This is a genomic window from Sutcliffiella halmapala, from assembly GCF_002019665.1.
GTDB lineage: Bacteria > Bacillota > Bacilli > Bacillales > Bacillaceae_I > Sutcliffiella_A > Sutcliffiella_A halmapala.
Genome location: NZ_KV917375.1, coordinates 1,422,395 through 1,442,904, shown reverse-complemented (window position 1 = coordinate 1,442,904; position 20,510 = coordinate 1,422,395). Strand labels below are relative to the sequence as shown.

Annotated in this window: 21 protein-coding genes; 4 read left to right on the top strand and 17 right to left on the bottom strand. The window is 37.4% G+C overall.

The window, feature by feature from the left end:
- The first annotated feature begins 143 nt into the window (after positions 1 to 143).
- Positions 144 to 1,040, top strand: coding sequence for a helix-turn-helix domain-containing protein (locus tag BK580_RS06875; RefSeq protein WP_078379616.1), 897 nt, complete (start codon positions 144 to 146; stop codon positions 1,038 to 1,040).
- Positions 1,041 to 1,086: 46 nt separating this feature from the next.
- On the opposite strand, the gene BK580_RS06870 is transcribed toward BK580_RS06875, so the two are convergent.
- Positions 1,087 to 2,610 carry an ABC transporter permease/substrate-binding protein gene (locus BK580_RS06870; RefSeq protein ID WP_078379615.1) on the bottom strand — a complete coding sequence of 508 codons (1,524 nt, stop codon included), beginning with the start codon at positions 2,608 to 2,610 and terminating at the stop codon, positions 1,087 to 1,089.
- Positions 2,607 to 3,563 carry an ABC transporter ATP-binding protein gene (locus BK580_RS06865; protein ID WP_078379614.1) on the bottom strand — a complete coding sequence of 319 codons (957 nt, stop codon included), beginning with the start codon at positions 3,561 to 3,563 and terminating at the stop codon, positions 2,607 to 2,609. The genes BK580_RS06870 and BK580_RS06865 overlap by 4 nt, the downstream gene beginning before the upstream one ends.
- Before the next feature lie 213 nt (positions 3,564 to 3,776).
- Between BK580_RS06865 and BK580_RS06860 the strand changes: the two genes are divergently transcribed.
- Positions 3,777 to 4,553 carry a thermonuclease family protein gene (locus tag BK580_RS06860; protein ID WP_078379613.1) on the top strand — a complete coding sequence of 259 codons (777 nt, stop codon included), beginning with the start codon at positions 3,777 to 3,779 and terminating at the stop codon, positions 4,551 to 4,553.
- Positions 4,554 to 4,780: 227 nt separating this feature from the next.
- On the opposite strand, the gene BK580_RS06855 is transcribed toward BK580_RS06860, so the two are convergent.
- Positions 4,781 to 4,921 (bottom strand): YrzI family small protein, encoded by a 141-nt coding sequence (locus BK580_RS06855; protein WP_078379612.1) that lies wholly within the window; start codon positions 4,919 to 4,921, stop codon positions 4,781 to 4,783.
- Between the two features lie 600 nt (positions 4,922 to 5,521).
- Positions 5,522 to 5,758, bottom strand: coding sequence for a YrhC family protein (locus BK580_RS06850; RefSeq protein ID WP_078379611.1), 237 nt, complete (start codon positions 5,756 to 5,758; stop codon positions 5,522 to 5,524).
- Positions 5,759 to 6,015: 257 nt separating this feature from the next.
- On the opposite strand from BK580_RS06850, the gene BK580_RS06845 reads away from it, so the two are divergent.
- The gene (locus tag BK580_RS06845) at positions 6,016 to 6,195 is read left to right on the top strand and encodes a hypothetical protein (protein ID WP_078379610.1); all 180 of its coding nucleotides are present in this window, start codon (positions 6,016 to 6,018) and stop codon (positions 6,193 to 6,195) included.
- Positions 6,196 to 6,242: 47 nt separating this feature from the next.
- Here the strand turns inward: BK580_RS06845 and BK580_RS06840 are convergent, their stop codons facing one another.
- The 5 genes from BK580_RS06840 to BK580_RS06820 form a co-directional block, all read right to left on the bottom strand.
- A complete protein-coding gene (locus tag BK580_RS06840) occupies positions 6,243 to 7,778 on the bottom strand; it encodes a carboxypeptidase M32 (RefSeq protein WP_078379609.1) in 1,536 nt (511 codons plus the stop codon).
- A 434-nt stretch (positions 7,779 to 8,212) separates the two neighbouring features.
- Positions 8,213 to 9,349 (bottom strand): bifunctional cystathionine gamma-lyase/homocysteine desulfhydrase, encoded by a 1,137-nt coding sequence (locus BK580_RS06835; protein WP_078379608.1) that lies wholly within the window; start codon positions 9,347 to 9,349, stop codon positions 8,213 to 8,215.
- Position 9,350: 1 nt separating this feature from the next.
- Positions 9,351 to 10,274, bottom strand: coding sequence for a PLP-dependent cysteine synthase family protein (locus BK580_RS06830; RefSeq protein WP_078379607.1), 924 nt, complete (start codon positions 10,272 to 10,274; stop codon positions 9,351 to 9,353).
- Between the two features lie 35 nt (positions 10,275 to 10,309).
- Positions 10,310 to 11,011, bottom strand: coding sequence for a 5'-methylthioadenosine/S-adenosylhomocysteine nucleosidase (gene mtnN / locus BK580_RS06825; protein WP_078379606.1), 702 nt, complete (start codon positions 11,009 to 11,011; stop codon positions 10,310 to 10,312).
- A gap of 90 nt (positions 11,012 to 11,101) precedes the next feature.
- The gene (locus BK580_RS06820; RefSeq protein WP_078379605.1) at positions 11,102 to 11,743 is read right to left on the bottom strand and encodes a class I SAM-dependent methyltransferase; all 642 of its coding nucleotides are present in this window, start codon (positions 11,741 to 11,743) and stop codon (positions 11,102 to 11,104) included.
- Positions 11,744 to 11,900: 157 nt separating this feature from the next.
- Here BK580_RS06820 and BK580_RS06815 point away from each other — a divergent pair, with 157 nt between their 5' ends.
- Positions 11,901 to 12,110, top strand: a complete 210-nt coding sequence (locus BK580_RS06815) for a DUF2536 family protein (protein WP_078379604.1) — start codon at positions 11,901 to 11,903, stop codon at positions 12,108 to 12,110.
- A gap of 130 nt (positions 12,111 to 12,240) precedes the next feature.
- Here the strand turns inward: BK580_RS06815 and BK580_RS06810 are convergent, their stop codons facing one another.
- The 8 genes from BK580_RS06810 to mltG form a co-directional block, all read right to left on the bottom strand.
- Entirely contained in the window at positions 12,241 to 12,906 is a 666-nt protein-coding gene (locus tag BK580_RS06810) for a YrrS family protein (RefSeq protein WP_078379603.1), read from the bottom strand.
- Between the two features lie 94 nt (positions 12,907 to 13,000).
- Positions 13,001 to 14,791 (bottom strand): peptidoglycan D,D-transpeptidase FtsI family protein, encoded by a 1,791-nt coding sequence (locus tag BK580_RS06805; RefSeq protein ID WP_078379602.1) that lies wholly within the window; start codon positions 14,789 to 14,791, stop codon positions 13,001 to 13,003.
- 48 nt (positions 14,792 to 14,839) lie between these two features.
- Entirely contained in the window at positions 14,840 to 15,313 is a 474-nt protein-coding gene (gene greA, locus BK580_RS06800) for a transcription elongation factor GreA (protein WP_078379601.1), read from the bottom strand.
- Between the two features lie 142 nt (positions 15,314 to 15,455).
- Positions 15,456 to 16,091 (bottom strand): uridine kinase, encoded by a 636-nt coding sequence (gene udk, locus BK580_RS06795; RefSeq protein WP_078379600.1) that lies wholly within the window; start codon positions 16,089 to 16,091, stop codon positions 15,456 to 15,458.
- Between the two features lie 4 nt (positions 16,092 to 16,095).
- Positions 16,096 to 17,367 carry a peptidase U32 family protein gene (locus BK580_RS06790; protein ID WP_078379599.1) on the bottom strand — a complete coding sequence of 424 codons (1,272 nt, stop codon included), beginning with the start codon at positions 17,365 to 17,367 and terminating at the stop codon, positions 16,096 to 16,098.
- A 22-nt stretch (positions 17,368 to 17,389) separates the two neighbouring features.
- Positions 17,390 to 18,316, bottom strand: coding sequence for a peptidase U32 family protein (locus BK580_RS06785; RefSeq protein ID WP_078379598.1), 927 nt, complete (start codon positions 18,314 to 18,316; stop codon positions 17,390 to 17,392).
- Positions 18,313 to 18,975 (bottom strand): O-methyltransferase, encoded by a 663-nt coding sequence (locus BK580_RS06780; RefSeq protein WP_139364849.1) that lies wholly within the window; start codon positions 18,973 to 18,975, stop codon positions 18,313 to 18,315. Before BK580_RS06780 ends, BK580_RS06785 begins: the two co-directional genes overlap by 4 nt.
- Positions 18,976 to 19,252: 277 nt before the next feature.
- Positions 19,253 to 20,374: an endolytic transglycosylase MltG gene (mltG, locus tag BK580_RS06775; RefSeq protein WP_235864003.1), complete on the bottom strand. Its 1,122-nt coding sequence runs from the start codon at positions 20,372 to 20,374 to the stop codon at positions 19,253 to 19,255.
- Positions 20,375 to 20,510: the final 136 nt, after the last annotated feature.

Genomic DNA, 20,510 nt, shown 5'->3' with positions numbered 1-20,510 from the left:
ATTAATAGGAATAATACACTATTTTTAATAGGAGTGTATTTAGCATTATAGTCGATTAGAGCCATATAGAATGTGGTTTTCTCGAATATACTCCATTTCTCAGTAAAAATATAATTATAGGAATATTTTTAGGGGGGATACACATGGATTTCTCTTTAATTGGGAAGGAAATTAAGAGTTTGAGGTCTGCATTAAACTTATCTCAAGCAGAGCTTAGTGAAGGTATATGTACCCAGTCGCAAATAAGTAAAATTGAGAAAGGGGAAGTTTATCCTTTAGCTAATACTTTATATTACATTGCTGAAAGACTAGGCGTCGATATAAATTACTTTTATGACCTTGCTGCAAACCCTAGATTATCGTATGTAAAAGAAGTCTTTACAGAAGTTAGGGATTTGCTGAACAAATGCAACTACGAAGAAGTTCATGAAATTGTTAAAGCTGAAAAAAAGAATAACCTGTTTTTAAATAACAGAAAGTATGCTCAATTCCTAATTTGGAATGAAGGAATCTGTGTGTATCATCTGCAAAAAAACAAAAATACAGCACTTAAATTATTCAACGAAGCTTTAGATATGACAAAAATGACTTCAAAGCTTTTAGGCGAAAGAGAAATAGAAATCATCAATAGTATAGCTATTATCTATTTTGAGGTTGAAGAATACATTAAATCGTTAGACACTTTTAATGCAGGGTTAACTCATTATAAGAAAATACCTTATATACATGATTGTACCATAAAGACTAAGCTTTTATATAATAAGGCAAAAGCACTAACTCGCTTAAAAAGAATCTCTGAGTCTAATGAAACGTGTTTTGAAGCAATAAAATGGTGTGTAAAACATGATAGTATGTATTTACTAGGAGACATTTATTATCACATCGGCTATAACTATAGCCTCATTGATGAAAATAAAAATGCGATCAATAATCTCGAAAGATCAATCGAGATTTTCGATTTACAAGATAATAAAATTTTTGTCGTTCACATAAAAAATAAAATCAAAGAATTAAGATGTAAAGACATAATAAAAAACTAGGCCACCTAATTGTCAGCCTAGTTTTTTTACTTTCTAAATTCTCTCTCTATTCCCCCAACAACCCCTTACGATCTAAAAACTCCTTTGCCACTTCATAAGTGCTCTTTCCTTCCACACTTACTTGGTAGTTCATCTCTCGCATTTCATCATCACTTATTTGGTTCGCTAGTTTGTTTAGAATTCCCTCAAGTTCTGGGTACTCCTCTAAGGTTTCATTTCTTAACAAGGCAGCCCCTTGGTATGGTGGAAATAGATTTTTGTCATCTTCTAATACACGTAGGTCGAATTGTTTAATTTCTGGATCTGTGGAGTATGCATCTACAAGATTGATATCTCCAGTACCAACTGCTCGGTAGCGCAATTTAGGCTGCATGGTGGTTAAATTTGGAAAGGTTAGGCCATAGACTTCTTGAATTCCTATGTATCCATCCTCTCGATCTGAAAACTCTAGCGTAAATCCTGCCTTTATTTCATTTTTCGCCTCATCTAAATCGGAAATTGTGGTGATTTCATTTTGTTCAGCAAAGTTTTCTGCTATCGCTAAAGCATAAGTATTATTAAAGCCCATTGGCTCTAGATAAACTAAATTATCCTGCTTCATTAAACCATCTTTCGCCTGGTCAAAAACTTCCCTTTCATCTAAACTAACAGGTTCCTCTTCTAATAGAGTCATAATCGCGGTTCCCGAATATTCAGGATAGATATCGATATCTTTATTTTTCAAGGCTCGGTACACAAAGCTTGTGTTACCTAAAGATGGTCTTAATTCCACCGAAAGACCAGTTTCTTCTTCAATTAATAGTTTATACATATTGATAATAATATCTGGCTCTGCACCAATTTTCCCACTGATGACAATATCAGATTCCGTAGCACGCATGATTGCAAATGGTGATAAGAATAACATAATAACTACTAGTCCAATGATTAGGGCTTTTTTACCTGCTCCCTTCCTTGAGGCAGATTCAATTGACCGTAAGATAATATCAAAAAGGATAGCGAGTAGTGCTGCTGGAATTGCGCCTAAAAGAATAAGCACATTATCATTGCGATCAATCCCTAAAAGAATTAAACTACCAAGACCGCCTGCACCGATTAGTGCAACTATGGTGGCAGTTCCGATAATTAGTACCATAGCTGTTCGTATACCTGCCATTATGACTGGTAATGCCAATGGCAACTCTACGCGAAACAATCTTTTTAAGGATGTCATACCCATCGCTTTTGCCGCTTCCTTTAACGATGGGTCCACTTCTTTAATTCCTGTATAGGTGTTTCGTAAAATCGGAAGTAACGCATATAAAAATAGTGCAATAACTGCTGGGACAAAACCGATCCCTACTAAAGGTATTAATAAACCTAATAATGCTAATGAGGGAATGGTTTGCAAGACTGCTGTAACGCCAATAATGGGTTCTGCAATTTTTTCTTTTCTCGTTAGAAATACCCCAAGTGGAACAGATATCACTACCGCAATTGCAAGGGCGATAACGGAGATTTGGATATGTTCAAGCAAAGCAGTCCAAAGTTGTGCCCCTCTTGCTTCCACTAATTCTTGAAGGAAAGTCATGTTATGGTCCCTCCCTCTTGGCTATGTTTATAGATGTATTGAAGTACCTTTTGCCTTGTAAGAACACCTAGGGTTCCATTCACACTCGTTATCGTTACTGCATCATGGTGTTGCAATAACTCAAGTGCATCTCCTAAAGTTGCTTCCTGGTCTAACGCAACTCCGGATTCAACCTCTTGCTCACTAACCACTTCTGATACTATTTCTTCCAATTTAATTAGTAGTATACTTTGCTTGTTCCCAATAAAAGATTTCACAAAGTCGTTTTTAGGTTTGTTCAAAAATTCTTCAGGTGTACCAACTTGAACAATTTCACCGTCTTTCATTAAACATATTCGATCTCCAAGTATTAAAGCCTCATTCATGTCATGCGTTACGAATACAATCGTTTTTCTGATTTTTTCTTTTAGCTTTAAGAAATCTTGCTGGAGTTGTTCTCGACTTAATGGATCTAGTGCGCTAAAAGGCTCATCCATTAATATTATGGGAGGATTCGCCGCTAATGCCCTAGCTACCCCAACACGTTGTTGCTGGCCACCAGAAAGTTCGGATGGCTTGCGCTTGCGATATGTATCAGGTTCCAGACCAACAAGCTCTAAAAGCTCATCTACCCTTTTCGTAATATCTGCCTTTTTCCATGATTTTAACTCTGGGACTATTGCGATATTCTCTTCAATTGTCATATGTGGAAACAAAGCAATTTGCTGCAGAACATAGCCGATATTCCAGCGTAATTCATGAATATTATGTTCACTTATACTTTTTCCATCAATGAGAATGTCCCCATTTGATATAGTATGTAGGCGGTTAATCATTTTTAAAGTCGTTGTTTTTCCACAACCACTCGGACCAATTAACACAAAAAATTCACCTTCATGTATGTCTAGTGTGACATTATTAACGGCTACTGTCCCATCTTCATACGTTTTTGTTACATCCTGAAAAGTAATCAATCGACGCACTCCTGCCCTGTTAAACTTGTACTTTGCAACTCGCATTCTTCCTATGTTTTCTAACAAAAGTACAAACTATAAATACCCTTATCTTTCATAGTTTAAACACTTTTCTATCGTTCATAAGTAGGATTTTAATTAATTTTCCCAATACGAAAAATCCTCCATGTTATAATGAACTGTATTTTACCCGCGCAAAGAAAGGTGACACCTATGAAAAAATTATATTATGTTATTAGTTTGATTATACTCCTTACAGTTACTGGCTGTGGAATAGAAAAAAGCACATCCTTTCCTATCGAAGAAAGTGTGCTAGATGAGCAAGAAACAGATACATCCAAAAACGAAAGCGAGTTTCCCCGTACAAAAGTCTCTGTCACAAGAGTGATTGACGGTGATACCATTAAAGCCATCATCAATGGTAAGGAAGAAAGTCTTCGATTTTTGTTAGTAGATACCCCTGAAACTAACCATCCACGTATGAGTGGACCGCAGCCATTTGGAAAAGAAGCAAAAGAGTTTGTCGAGGAGTTATTAAAAGACGGAACCGTTGAAATTGAAATGGATGTGGGAGAGCGTGACAGATACGGAAGACTGTTAGCTTATTTATACGTAGAAGGTGAATCGGTTCAGGAAGCTCTTCTACAAAGAGGCTTAGCGAGAGTTGCCTATATTTATCCGCCAAATACGCGATATGTAGACCAATTCCAAGCGATACAAAAGGAAGCACAAAATAATGCAATTGGAATCTGGAGTGTAGAAAATTATGCACAAGAGGACGGCTTCTATCCAGAATTTGTAGAGGAACCTACTCCCAAAAAACAAGAGACCAAACTAGCAAACTGTCACATTAAAGGCAACATCAGCTCGAGTGGGGAAAAAATCTATCATATGCCAAACGGAATGTATTATGAACGTACCAACCCAGAGGAATGTTTTGATACAGAAAAAGAAGCAACCGATGCCGGGTTTCGAAAATCAAAAAGGTGATAAAAAAGACGAGAGTATCTTCCATTCGATACTCTCGTCCGTTTTTTATAGTTTCCCTTTTCTTTTGATCCATGGGGTGATACAAAAAGGTAACAGGGTTAGTTTTAAAAACATAAAAGACTCCTTTCAAAGATAACTAGGTGAAGTCTTCCTCCACGCTTTTCCAATTTTGATGAAAATGATTTTTCTTCATCCTTATCACTCCTTTCTTCTGTTTTTAAAATCTCTTAATAGAAACGCACTTCATTATACAAACGGTCCTTTGAATCATTTAAAGATTTAATAAATGTTTCTTCATGTAATTGTTCTTCTATACTTTGTTCTCTTCGTTTCACAGTAATGGTAACAAATAATAAATGTAGGGTCATGGTGCCTCACCTCCTTCAATGATTATAGGCTCTATTAAACGCCGCTGGTGATAGTCAAGAATAAACAATAAGCATTAACATAGCCTGATTAAAATGTGCACACAAAAAACCGCATGGATAATAGCACCCCTGCGGTAGATGTTCATGCATATAGACATAAAAAGCCGCAGGGAATCTATTCTCCTGCGGCTGGAAAGTTAGCTTTATCGTTAAAAAAACGTAAAATTATGCGCACGTCGCTCCAGATAGGTCGAATAGATTTATATTATTTAATTGTGTTACGTTGATCCACTTTTTCATCATCATTTTCTTCGACCTCCTTTGCATATTTTACTTACAGAGGTAATTATATCCAAGATAATACCTTTTGTAAATACCTTTTTCTCATAATTCTAAATTTTTATAAGAAAAGCGGAGTCGGCTTGCTCAGCTCCGACAAGCATAAGACAGATTTTCGCAGGAGGTTGGGTTTTACCTCCGGCGGAAAGATGGCTTATGACTCGAGGAGCTAGCCGACGTAGCTAGACAACCAGACAAGCGGAGTGCCTTGACTATCTCCGGTCGACAAAAAAAGAACCCTTCCATCGAACGGAAAGGCTCTTACTCGTCGTGCTCTAGCTCTTGTAGTTGTTTCTTGAATTTTCTTGTCTTTAAAACAAAGAAGATGGCGCTACTTAAAAACAACACCGTTGCACCCATCATCGTATAAATCTGTATTGCCTCTTTTCCAGCATGCTGGAAAGCGACTCCTATATATAAGAACGCACTTACTGTTGTTAAAATCATTGCATATCGCGTATAGTCTTTTATTTTCATCTGAAGCTCTTTTGTATTCATTAACTATCACCTCATTTTACTACTTTAACATAGATTAATAGGTTTCTTCTCTTGTAAATATCTCCATCTATTCTGTGTTTGTGTCAAAATTCACCGTTCAATCCCCTCATCTAACCCCTTCTGCCTATTGCATTTTATCGGAAATTCTATAAAACTAGTGATATTTGCTCAATCTCATTTTATAAAGGGCTGTTAATTTAAATGCAGGTGTTTTTTCGTTATAATAGGCAATAAGTTTTTAAAAGGAGGTCGAGAATATGAAAAGACTGCTCCTAATTGGTTGTACCTTCATTCTATTAACGGCCTGTTCTACGGAAAGTGACACAACAGAAGAAATTATTATCATAAACCAACCTAATCCAAGTAACGAAAAGAAAAATCAAGAAAAAAGAGAAAATACTCTTTACATTAAAGAAACTGAGGATAACGATGAATAAGAATAGGAAAAGCCCACTGGTATCAGCGGGCTTTTCCCTTCTTATTCTTATGACAACTGATAAATCGCGGAATATTTATCTTCTAGATACTTAATGAGATATTTAGCATCTAGCTCTTCTCCTGTCACTTTGACGATTAGCTCGTTTGGAGAATAAAGTTTTCCGTATTGATGGATACTTTCTTTTAACCAATTACGGATAGCTAGAAAGTCTCCTTGTTCAATTTTATCGTAAAAGTCTGGCACTTCTTTTAGGAAAGTATAGAGAATTTGTGCAGCGTATAAATTTCCTAATGAGTAGGAAGGGAAATAGCCAAATCCTCCAAAAGACCAGTGAATATCTTGGAGTACACCTAATGTATCAGAAGGTGGAACAATCCCAAGATATTCTTCTATTTTTTCATTCCACACTTTTGGTAGATCCTTCACTTCTATCTCACCGCCAAATAATGCTTTTTCAATTTCATAGCGGATCATTATGTGTAGGTTATATGTTAACTCATCTGCTTCTACGCGAATTAATGATGGATCGACACGGTTTGTGGCAGCATAAAAATCTTCAAGAGACACATTGTTTAGTTGTTCTGGGAAATAGCTTTGCAAATCTTTATAGAAGTAGGTCCAGAATTCTTTGCTTCGTCCAACCATGTTCTCTAAGAAACGCGACTGGGACTCATGTATCCCAAAGGACGTACCGCGACGGATGACCGTTCCTTCATATTCTGCGTTAACGCCTTGCTCGTACATCCCATGTCCTGCCTCGTGAATCGTACCAAAAATCGCAGAACGAACATTATCCTTTAAGTAGCGGGTGGTAATCCGTACATCTCCCGTGTTCACTGATTGGGCAAAAGGGTGTACTGTTTCATCCAAGCGTCCACCCTCCATATCGAAGCCAATCAGTGGTAATAGATACTCATTAAATTTCTTTTGTGCTTCTATATCATATTCTTGTGCAAATATATCTGCACGTGGTTGTGACTCAGATGCTTTAATTCTATTTAAAAGATCAACACTCTTCTGGCGTAGTTCCTTGAATAGAGGATCTAGTTTTTCAACCGTTAAACCAGGCTCATACTCATTTAACAGCGCATTATAAGGATGACCTTCATAACCATAGTACTCTGCAAATTTCTTCTTAAATGCTAGTACTTTTTCTAACACAGGTGCAAAGGACGCAAAATCATTATTTTCACGTGCTTCTTCCCATACTCGATTTGCATTATTTACTAAAATTACATACTCTTGAAACTCATCTGCCGGAATCATTTTCGACTTTTCGTAATTTTTCTTGCGTTCTCTTACGCAGGCCTGTGTTACTTCGTCTAATTGCTCCCACACTTTTTCCTCTGTTAAATAGGTTATGCATTCACCCATTTCTTCTGAGATAGAAAGCTTAAATGATTCTGTCGATAATGTGCCAATTGCTTTCGCAAACAAAGGTCGTCCTTTTTTCGGTGCTTTTGTTTTAGAATCCCAACCAAGAAGCCCTAGAACATCACTGTAATGACAAAGCTTTTCATCTAACTTTTTAAACTGGTCTACCTTTTGCTGAATATCTTCTAGTACCGGTAAAGCTGACATTAAAATTCCCCCTAATGCGATTATTAAGAAAATTATGTACATTCATACTCATTATATCAGATTTGTTTCGGATAGCGAATAATAAACTTACATCACTAGTATAATTGTTCCATAAAAGAGGATGGGACAAAACTAAAAAAACGCTTACGAAAGACGAACAATTTAAGTGCCGGCTCTAAAAACCGCTATTGATTTCCGTGCAAGACTTCGCTTTCCGCGGGTGACCCGTGAGCCTCCTCGGCACTCCTGCGGGGTCTCACATTGGCCACTTCTCCCGCAGGAGTCTTCGTCTTGCACTCCAATCAACCGCTGGAGTCGCCTAAAAAAATAACGTATAGTTGAACACATAAAAAACCCGAACTAATTTGATCTTAAAACTCAAATTAGTCGGGTTTTTCTTAGACTAAAACTCTTTTGTCCCAGCCTCTAAATCCTTATCCTTCAATCGCTTGTTTTAAATCAGCAATTAAGTCATCTACATCTTCAATTCCCACGGAAATTCGAACCAATCCATCAGTAATACCTAACTCTGCACGACGATCTGCTGGGATGGAAGCATGTGTCATACGAGCAGGTACGGAAATTAAGCTTTCTACCGCTCCTAAACTTTCCGCTAGTGTGAAGTATTTTATTTTAGCTAACAGTTGATCTGCTTTCTCTTCACTTCCGATATCAAAGGAAACCATACCGCCAAAGCCACCAGCTTGCTGCTTCGCTACTTCATGATTCGGATGCTCTTCTAATCCTGGGTAGTAAACTTTTCCAACAAGTGGATGACTTTCTAAAAAGTCTACGATTCGACGAGTATTTTTTTCAGTAGCTTCCATACGTAAGCCAAGTGTTTTAATACCACGCATTAGTAGCCAGGAGTCTTGAGGCCCTAAGACGCCTCCAGTTGAGTTCTGTACAAAGTGAAGCTCCTCAGCAAGCTTCTCAGAATTAACGACTACAAGGCCAGCTACAACATCACTGTGACCACCAATATACTTAGTCGCACTATGAAGGACAATATCTGCCCCTAAATTAATCGGATTTTGCCAGTATGGCGTACTGAATGTGTTGTCTACGATTGTTAACAGATTATGTCTTTTTGCAAGCAGGCTTGCTTTTTGAATATCTGTAATTTTTAATAATGGATTAGTTGGCGTTTCAATAAAAATAGCTTTCGTGTTTTCTTGAATTGCCGCCTCGACGTTTTCCAAATTACTTGTATCCACAAACGTTGATTCAATCCCAACGCGGTTTAATACCTTTGTCATCACACGGTATGTGCCACCGTAAACATCGTCCGTTAATATTACATGGTCACCACTATTAAATAACATCATAACTGCAGTAATTGCCGCCATACCAGAACCAAAAGCAAAGCCAGCTTTTCCGTTCTCTAAATCTTTAATTAGCTCTTCTAAAGCAAAGCGAGTAGGGTTTCCCGTTCTTGAGTACTCATACCCCTTGAATACTCCAACGCTTTCCTGTTTATAGGTGCTAACTTGATATATTGGTGTAGAAACTGCTCCAGTATGAGGATCACCGAAGATTCCTCCATGTATGAGCTTCGTTTTTTTATTCAATTTAAATTCCTCCTTCGTAAATCTTTTTGCTTAAGTAACGCTCACTGCTATCGGCAAATATCATCACAATATTCGTACCAGGCTTAGCATGCTTCGCTTCTTCTAGCGCTGCATGTAACGCTGCACCGGAAGAGCTTCCAACTAATAACCCTTCTTTTTCTGCGAGCTCTTTCACACGATTAAATGCATCCACGTCTAAAATCGTATGGATGCTATCAAAATACGCCTCATCCATATAGGCAGGCAAGAATTCCATACCAATGCCCTCTGTTTTATGGGGACCAGATTCCCCACCATTTAGAATAGAACCCTCTGGCTCTACGATAACAGTTTTTACAGTAGCATCTTTTTCTTTTAAATATTTCGCCGTTCCCATAAAGGTTCCACCTGTACCAGCACCAGCTATAAACACACCAACCTTACCGCCTAATTGGTTCCAAAGCTCTGGTCCTAATGTTTTATAATAAGTATCAGGGTTTGCTGGATTACCAAATTGTTGTGGGCAATAGGAATTCGGGATTTGTTCGTTTAACTCTTTTGCTTTACTAATTGCACCTTTCATACCAAGCTCTGTTGGCGTGTGTACAATTGTTGCACCAAGCGCTTTCATTAATTCTTGTTTTTCAATACTAAATTTCTCCGGGACACAAACCATTACCTTATAGCTAGTTCCTACCGCTGCAAGCGCCAAGCCAATCCCTGTATTTCCGGCTGTTGGCTCAATGATCGTACCGCCTTCTTTTAATTTTCCTTTTTCAACAGCATCTGCTATTAACTCTTTTCCAAGACGGTCTTTGATACTACCACCCGGATTATAGAACTCAAGCTTTGCAAATAAACGCACACCCTCTGGTAATGGGAAATTGGATAACTCCACTACAGGGGTATTTCCGATTAATTCTTTCACATTTTTAAATACATTCATGGTATTAGCTCCTTCACACACATTGCCTTTAGTAATTAGGCGTTTTTAAGTTCACCTAACATATTTTCAATTAACATAGACGAATGTAATGCTGCTTTACTTAAGAATTGATCAAAGCTAATATTTGATTCTTTACCTGCAATATCTGATAATGCACGTATTACAACAAAGGGAACGTTAAACTGGTGGCATACTTGCGCAATCGCCGCCGCTTCCATTTCTGCTGCTTGTAATTCCGGCATTTTTTCACGAACTGCTTCTACTCTAATAGGATCATTCATAAAAGAATCCCCAGTGGCAATTAATCCTTCTACCACCTGCATGCCTGATACATGTTCCGCCGCTTTTTTAGCAATTGTTATTAACTTGGCATCTGCTTCAAATGCTGCCGGAAGCCCAGGTACTTGTCCATACTCATATCCAAACGCAGTAACATCTACGTCATGATGACGAACCTCAGTAGAAATAACGACATCCCCGACATTTAAAAGGGGCGAAAATCCACCTGCAGATCCTGTATTAATGACAATCTCCGGTTGAAATCTTTCTAAAAGCAGCGCTGTACTAAGAGCAGCATTTACTTTTCCTATACCCGATTTCGATAATACTACGTCCACACCATTAAGCGTACCTGCATAGTACTCACAACCAGCAACAGTAGTCGTTTCGATTCCTTCTATTTTTTCGCGCATAATTGTTACTTCTTCTTCCATTGCTCCGATAATTGCTACTTTCATTTGTTCAATTCCCTCTTTTCATAGAAATTAGCTAATGGTTCTTCTTGTATCTCTGAAAAGAGAGAAATTACAACAAGAGGTACCAACTAGCTATTGTTTGATTGCTTCCATTACCCAGACAAAATGATTAAAACGTTGAAATTCTACTGTGAAACCGTTCTTTTGAAAGATTTCCTGCAAAACATCCATCGTTGTGTAATATTCCGTACTTAAATCTTTCGCTAAGTTTAGAAACTCATGTTTTTCAGCTTGCTCAATCGTTGCTTTAAACGCTTCTTTGTTTTCAAACACCGTATCAGCAAATACTATTTTACCACCTTTTTCGAGTAAGTTTCCATAGTACTGAATTGCTTCGGCTTTTTCCGTATCTGTTAGGTGGTGAAAGGCATACGTACTAACAATCGATTGGACTTGTTCAGATGGTGTTGGAAAGCTTAAAAAGTCCCCGTCCTGCAATGAAAAAGTTGCAGGTAGCTTTTCTGCAGCCTTTTCACGCATTGTTTTAGATGGCTCGACTCCAAATACCTTATGCCCTTTTTTTAATAGGGTATTAGTTAAATTCCCTGTTCCTACTCCAAATTCAAGCACAGGTCCAATAGCTTTAGAAGCAACATCCTCTAAAATATCATCATAACCACGAAATACTTCCGCGTACTCCTTATCTTTCCCACTAACTGTCGCATCATAATAGTTCGCCCAATCATTAAATAGCTCAACAAATTCTCTTCCCATGATGATCACTCCACAATAATTTATATAATTCCTATGAGTATAGTATGATTTAAAGAATTAACTGTTCTTAATCTATCATAATTCCCTATTTTCATCAATCAAATTGTTTGGTACGATGGATGGACAAACTAGCATCTAGAAGGGGACTTTTACGACTATGAACTTAGATTTCAAACTATTGGAAGACAAAGTAGAATTTTTTGAAGCTCTTGATATAAAGGAGTTAGAAAAAAAGATTAATGAGAAAATTGACCATAATAGAGCTATTCTATTGGGTGTTCATTCTGTGTCGCATCAAATGCATGTGGCTGAAGATGGAAGACGGTTTTATAGTGCGGTGGTGCATTTTAGATTACAGGGGAAATAAACATTTTTGTTGCTTAGATAAGTAGTTAATACTTATTGTTTAGAACCATCTTTAAATGTTAATAAAATTAAAAGAACAGACCCACCCAAAAGGGTTGATCTGTTCTTTTTCGCAAAGCTATACCAAATCTTTATAACGCTTTAACCTGTTCTACTTTTAATGGTTTCCATCCTTTTCCAGTTACCCACTCAAGGTAAACCTTAAAGCTTTCACCAGACGCTTTATCTTTTATCGATGCAATAGCATGATGTTCACTGCCACCATTTCCGAGATAGTATAGCGTGTAGGCGTCCCCACTTAAGCCAGTAGCAGCTGTGATGGCGTTAAGTTTTTCTTTCCAGTCGACATGGCTTTCGTCATAAATCGAGACATGGGGTTCTGATTGTGACGTCCCAACTGGTGCCCAGCTTGGGTTCGTTATTGTTTTGATGACATTTGGATCATCTGAGTTCTCAGAAACTTGGGCTTCCCCATCTTCATTTTCTTCTGTATCTTCATCAATTTCTTCTTCGTCTTCACGTTTTTCTTCTTCTTTTGACGCTTCTTCCTCTTCTTCGGCAGGTGTAGATCCATTCTCTTCTTCTGCATCTTGCTCTGCTGAATCATTTAGCTCTTGTTCGTTCGTGTCTACTTCTTTGCCGGCAGGCTCCGTAGTGTTTTTACCGAAGAACAACTGCGAACTTAAAAAGATGATAAAAATAAAGACAATACCGATTAAAACGTTTAATATTAGATTGGTTTTTTTACGCTTTGTCGTTCGGCCATAACGTGAGCCATCTCTAAAGTTTAAAGACAATCCAAGTCCCTCCTAGTCAAAGCCATTAGTAGTATAATTACAAGAGTTAATTGTAACACCATTACTCTAAATTGCACAGTGAAAAGGATTGGTATTATCTTTCTAGAGTTTCCCAGTTATGAATACTATTTACCATGTCATAATAAACACTCGAGACATTATTTTCATACAAGACATCTAGTTCTACAACTACCATGGCATATTTTGGTTGATTAAATGGGAAATAGCCTGCGAACCAACGATTAACTAACTCTTCTCCATTTTCTACCTTTTTTCCAGTCTGGGCTGTACCACTTTTGCCGGCAACTTCATAAGGCAAGCTTTGAAAACGGCGTCCTGTTCCGGTTTCATTCGTAACCACTTCACGTAAAAGATGCTGCAGCTGCATGATTGTATAATTAGAGAGCTGCTCATTGTCCATATCATGCTCTGGGAAGGAGTAAAGCGTTGCCCCGTTTTTATAGACAATATCACTTACTAACTTTACTTCTTTGGACGTACCTCCCCTTGCAATAGTCGCCATCATATTCGCAACAGCAAGCGGAGTAAGGCGGACCTCTTTTTGTCCTATAGAAGTTTGCGACACTGCTAAACTTACTTTTTTATCTTCCTCATTATTCCAGACAATTCCTTGCTCTTCATAAGGAATTTGTGAAAAAGAAGGAAAGTGAAACACATCACCTTGCCAGCCCACTTTCGACGTCAAGCCTAACATATTTGCAATTGTCTCTATTGCCTCTTTGTCCTTTTCCACCAATTGTTTGCCAAGCTCACCAAAAGTATAGTTACAGCTCTGGGCAAAGCTATCCTCGAAGTTCAATACTCCTTTACGGTCTTTTTCTTCTGAAAGCGGCTTCCCTTGAATGTCTAAACTACAATCAAACGTGGACTGAGCATTTACAATATTTTCTTCAATGGCGCCTGCTGCGATAACTGTTTTAAAAACAGAACCAGGAAAATGACGCTCGAGCATGTGATTTTTTGTTCCTTCATCTTCAAATGGGGTTTGCGAATTTACGGAAGGTCTTGATACCATCGCTAATACTTCATTCGTTTGAATATCCAATAATACTAGCCCGCCTTTTTTCACCTCGTAATCATTTAAAATTTTCTCAGCCATTTGTTGCAAATCTTTATCAAGTGTTGTTTTAACTGATACTGGATAATACGGGTTGGCTGGAGCGGTGTAGCGAACATCTATCCCAAATAGCGGTCCACCATAACGATCCACATGGTAAAGAAGCTTTGTTTGGCCTTCTGGTAACAAGAATTCATCAAATGCATGTTCAAGACCCGTGATACCTATTGGAGTCTTAGGAGAGTAGTTTTCTTTCGATACCTTCTCTGTATAACGCTTTAAGAACTCTTCTTCATTTTCCCCAATCAACCCAATAACTTGTTGTGCAACTTGATTTTCTAATTTAAACTGCCGATATAATGCAACCACACCGGGATAATCAAGGTCATTAATTTTCTTCATTTGTTCTTCATCTAGCTTGACTGGTCCCTTAAACTCAGAGACTACAACAGGCTTCTCTGCATTCTTAAGCAAGCTTTCTATATTCGTTGCAGATATGCCAAGAATGGAAGCAAGTTCGTCTTTTGGCCAATCCAATCCATTTAAAAAAGGAAATAAGATTAAGCTAGGATAATAATCATGGGTTAATGGTTTACCATGGCGATCAATAAACCTCCCTCTGCCTTCATCGATAACTAACGATTGAGTACGCTGCTTTACACTGGCTTCAATTAGATTAATATGCTCATCTGAGAAAGATTCCGTACTAATTAGCTGAATTTGTACAAGTCTACCTACTAATAACACGAACAATAAAATTATTGCTAAACTGAGATTACCGATTCTTCTTTTTATTAGTCGTTGCATATAAAAACACCTCGTCAACAGTTTGGACGAGGTGTATACATTTTAATCTTATTTAATTGTAACGATTTTCACGTTCATTTCTCCACCTGGAGTTTGAATCGCAACTTGGTCTCCAACTTTTTTACCCATTAAAGAGCTTCCCATTGGAGATTCGTTAGAAATATTTCCTTCAAACGGATCAGCTTCTGCACTACCTACAATTGTGTACGTCTCTTCTTCTCCATCCGGAAGTTCCTTAAATGTTACTGTTTTACCTAAACCAACTGCATCTGTACCTTTATCTTCTTTGATGATTTTCGCATTACGAACCATTTGTTCTAAAAGTGTAATACGACCTTCTACAAAGGCTTGCTCTTCCTTAGCAGAGTCATACTCAGAGTTCTCAGATAAGTCCCCAAAGCTACGTGCTATTTTAATACGCTCTACTACTTCTTTACGTCGAACTGATTTTAAATTTTCTAATTCTTGCTCAAGCTTTTCTTTGCCTGCTTGTGTCATTGGATATACTTTTTCTGCCGCCATCAACAATCACTCCTTCTAATATTCACATTCCCCAATTTACGCTTGTATTTATGTAAATGTGGAAAAAGATGTATCCATTTACATGGCATACATCAAAAGTTCCCTTCCACAATTGGAAAATTCTCTAACTTCTCATATGTTATTACAAAATGTCTTTTTGTTCAAGAATTGTTTGAATTTTTGTTACCATTAAATCTATCGCAACGTGATTTTGACCACCTTCTGGGATGATAATATCCGCATAACGCTTAGTTGGTTCAATAAATTGATTGTGCATTGGACGTACAACGGTTACGTATTGTTCAATGACAGAATCAATGGTACGACCACGTTCCTTAATATCTCGCAACATTCTGCGGATGATACGAATATCCGCATCTGTATCTACATAAAGCTTGATATCCATTAAGTTACGCAAACGTTCGTCTTCTAATACCAATATTCCTTCTACAATGATAACATCCTTCGGTTCTACATTTATTACCTCACTGGATCTTGTATGCATCGTATAGTCATAAACAGGTTTATTCACGGAATCATAACCCAATAAATGCTCAATATGTTGAATTAAAAGGTCATTATCAAAAGCAAGCGGATGATCGTAATTTGTTTTCAAGCGCTCCTCGAAAGGTACATCAGCTTGATCTTTATAATAATAATCTTGTTCTAACATTAAAATGGACTTCTCTGTAAAATGATCAAATATTGATTTTGTTACACTCGTTTTCCCCGAGCCAGATCCACCGGCTACTCCGATGACGATTGGTTTCTTGCTCATCCAATTACTGCCCCTTTCGCATCATGTTATTCGGATAGATTGGCTTTTCGACTTTAAATTTCACAATTTGTAATGGATGACGCGCAGCATCTAGCTCCTTGCCTTCCTCGTCCCAAATCTTCTCTATCTTTTGTTTAAAATTCTCGATTTCTGGACCGAAGAATTCTACTTCTTCACCAGGCTTGAAATAATTTCTCTGTTGTAATGTGACAAGTTGAGTTTCTTTATCGTAGTCAAGTACTTGCCCAACAAAATCAAATGTTGTCTTCTTGCTATGATTGCCAAACATTTGCTCCTTATACCCAGGAACATCCTCAAAGAATGCCGTAGCCGTCTCACGATTTGCACATTTGTCTAGCTCTTCTAACCATTCTTTTTGAATTTCGAAGTTTTCAGGATCCGCGCAATAAGCATCGATTACTTTACGATAAACACTTACAACTGTTGCAACATAATGAATAGACTTCATTCTACCTTCAATTTTCAAACTGTCAATTCCTAACTCGATCATTTTAGGGATTGATTCGATAAGTTTTAAATCTTTCGGGCTCATTGCAAAGGGAGCATCATTTTCAGTAAAGAGTGCTTGCTCTTGTCCGTCATTTAACTCATATAAGTCGTAATCCCAACGACAGGATTGACAGCATCCACCACGGTTTGAATCACGAGCTGTCATGTGATTACTTAAGGTACAACGACCAGAATAAGCAATACACATCGCTCCATGAATAAAGGTTTCGATTTCGATATCAACCTTTTCTTTCATTTCACGTATTTCTTCTGCACTTGTTTCACGAGCTAAAACAACACGTTCTAACCCTTCTTCTTTCCAGAATTGAACAGCTTTCCAGTTGGATAAGGATTGTTGTGTACTTAAATGCACCTCTAATTTAGGTGCTACACGACGGCATGTCTCAATAATTAATGGATCAGCTACGATGATACCATGAACTCCTGCATTTTCTAAGCCGATTAAATAATCATCTAGTCCATCGATATTTTCATTGTGTGCAAATATATTGGTTGTAACATAAATTCTTGCTCCGTATTTTTCAGCGAATTTTACTCCTTCTGCCATTTCTTCATGAGTAAAATTGTCTGCATTAGAACGTAAACCATATTCCTGCCCACCAATAAAAACAGCATCTGCGCCATACTGTACGGCAATTTTCAACTTTTCTAAATTGCCCGCTGGTGCAAGTAACTCAGGCTTTTTTACAATTACACGTTTGCCATTTTCGATTATTGAAATTTTATCATTAATGTAAGTTGTCATACTTTAGACCCTCCTTTGCTTCTTAATAAACTGTTTCTTTAAAGAAAAAGCCTGTATCTAGTGGACGATGCTCTTGTTGAAACTCTTCCAGTTCCGCTAAAAGATTTTCTTTTACATCTTCGTATTCTTCTCGATTATCCACACAAAGGTCGATTGCTTGGCGATATCTTTTCGTTGCCTCGACGATATATTGAGATGTTTGTAATACACCATCTATCTTAAAGCTATCTACTTCGGCATCAATCATTTCTTCTAATTCGTCAATGATACACATATCGTTAGGACTCATGATATGTGTTCCATTCTCGTCTTGAAAAATAGGGTATTTATTGCTTCTTTCTTTATCGTGAAGAATCATTGCTTTTTCTTGGGCTTTTTCCACTTTCATGGCTTTCCCTTGATAATCAAAGTAGTTGCCAATTAAAGAACGTTTTGATTGGAACATACAGGTCATTCCGTGTACCTGCACCTCTAATTCTACTTCTGCATTTTCCTTCATTTCAATAATACTGTCCATGTTAAGTTCACGGGCTAAGACAGCACGTTTTGCACCTTTTCTACCCCAATAATTACAGGTATAGTAATTTGTAACTGTCGTTTCTGCATTCCAGTGTAGCTTCATAGTCGGAGCGACTTCCTTTGCTACCATTAATACAGCGGGGTCTCCAAAAATAACAGCGTCTGCTTTGGCTTCATTTAAGAAAATTAAGTACTGTGTGAGCTCGTCTATTTTTTCATTATGGAAAAGAGCATTCATTGCGACATAAACCTTTTTGTTATGTTCATGAGCTAATTCGATTGCTTCTTTCACTTGGTCTTTATTAAACTCACCAGCAAGTCGCAGACCATAGCGCTGTTCTCCAATGACAAACGCATCTGCACCAGCCTCTATTAATTCACGCATATTAGCTAAATCAATTGGTGTTACTAGAAGTTCTGGTTTTTTCATGCTTTTTCACCTCTTCGTTTACTAATTGCAATACCATCTCCAACGGGGAGGATCGATGTCACATAACTCGGATGACTCATTAACCAGCGATTGTAGTTATCTATTTTTTTGACCAAATTTCGAATTCTTTTTGGTTCAACCTGCTCGTGTTCTTCTGCCACTAATCCTTTAAAGAGAACATTATCGGTAATAATGACTCCATCTATTGCTAATAGTGGTTCATACATCGTAAAAAATCGTTCGTATTGGCCTTTTGCTGCGTCCACAAAAATCAAGTCATAGGGACCTTGTTCTTTTACTTGATCGAACACTTCTAATGCATCTCCAAAAATCAACTGAATTTGGTGGATACATTCAGCTTCTACAATATGCTCTTTTGCTTGTTGATATCTGGTTTCATCTCTTTCAATGGTTACAATCTGCGTATCAGACAATGTTTGTGCCATTCTAATAGATGAATAGCCAATCGCTGCTCCAATTTCAAGAATTTTCTTTGGGCGCGATAGGCGAAGCAACTGAAGTAAAGCTTCCATCCCGACTAAATCCATAATGGGAACTTGATCTTTCTCCGCAAGTTTCTCCAGCTTTGTCACCATTTCATTCCTTGGTAAGATCAGCGTATCAAGATAGGAGACTACTTTATTATGATTAATACCCAAGTAATGGTTCCTCCCTTTTATTTACTATTTAAAAAAGTGAGCGCAGCCCGATCAGTTCCGATAAACCCATCGAAATTAGCCACTAGAGTTAAAAGTTATTAGCAAAATTCAACCATATATGCATTTAAATTATATTAAGTCTACACACGAAAATAGAGTTCACCCCTAGTTGGGGAACCCTCTAATCAAAGTTTCTATTTCTAAACAACTCGATATATTTTATCACAAAAATAGTGGGAAAGCGAATTAATTTCGCATTCCCACTATTCATTAATCTTTACTGATTTGTGATATATCTATCTTTATCTTCGTTATGCTCATCCAGTGTTTCATTAAAGAGCACTTCTCCATCCGGAGTAGCTAAAAAGTAATAGAATTCCGATTCAGCAGGTACTAACGCTGCATCAATAGAGGATGTTCCTGCATTAGCAATAGGTCCTGGCGGCATCCCTTTATTTAAATACGTATTATACGGAGAATCAACCTCTAAATGTTCATACAGTGTTCGTTCTTTATGTTCTCCAAGTGCATACAATACAGTTGGATCTGTTTGCAATGGCATGTCGATAGCAAGTCGATTATAAAACACACTTGCAATTAATTCTCGGTCTGTTTGGTTTGTTGCTTCCGCTTCAATTAAACTCGCCATGGTAAGCAGCTGATGAGGAGTAAAATCCTTTGCTCTCATATCATTTGCATATTCATCCATAACTTCCTTAGTTTTTTGTAACATCGTTTCAATTATTTCTTCCACAGTCGGATCCTCGACATAAAATGGATAGGTTGCTGGGAATAAGTATCCTTCTAATGGATATTTCACATTTTCATTCAATACATCTTCCGATAAGAAAGATGGATATTTATCAATCATTTTTGCCACAAAGTCTGGATCATTGACAACTTCAAGAAAATCCTCGGCTTCATGATTAGTACGATTCGAAAGTATAAGTGCTATTTGTTCAAGCTGTCTTCCCTCTGGAATAGTTAATTGAAACACGACATCTTGATGAACACGCCCTTGCTTCAATTGCTCGATAATTTCATCTAATGTCATTGCTGGACTAAATGCATATTCTCCAGCTTGAAATCCTGATTCATTTTTAAATTTCACATAATAACGAAAGATTTTCGCATCGCGAATAACTCCATTATCCTCTAATATAACCCCTATCGTTCTTGGAGAAGAACCAATAGGAATTTCAATTTTCTCAGTTGTTTCCACGTTTTCATTAACTGGCTTTAAAGCATTTTTTATATAAAAATATCCGCCTCCAATTACTCCAGTTAGGGCAAGCATTAAAATAACAAATACAGTAAAAACGATACGGCGAACAATTTTCGCCTCGTGGTGCTTTTCTTTTAATTTTTCTTCCATATAGTTTTTCTTTTTCTCAGACAAAAAAAAGACCCCCTCTCGCACAATTATTAATTATACAACAAATTCCTATAAATTTTGACAAAAAAATTTGCACTTTTGGTAATTAGACACATTAAGGATTCATCTTTTCTTATTCCCCAACGGTTTTCATAGGTCA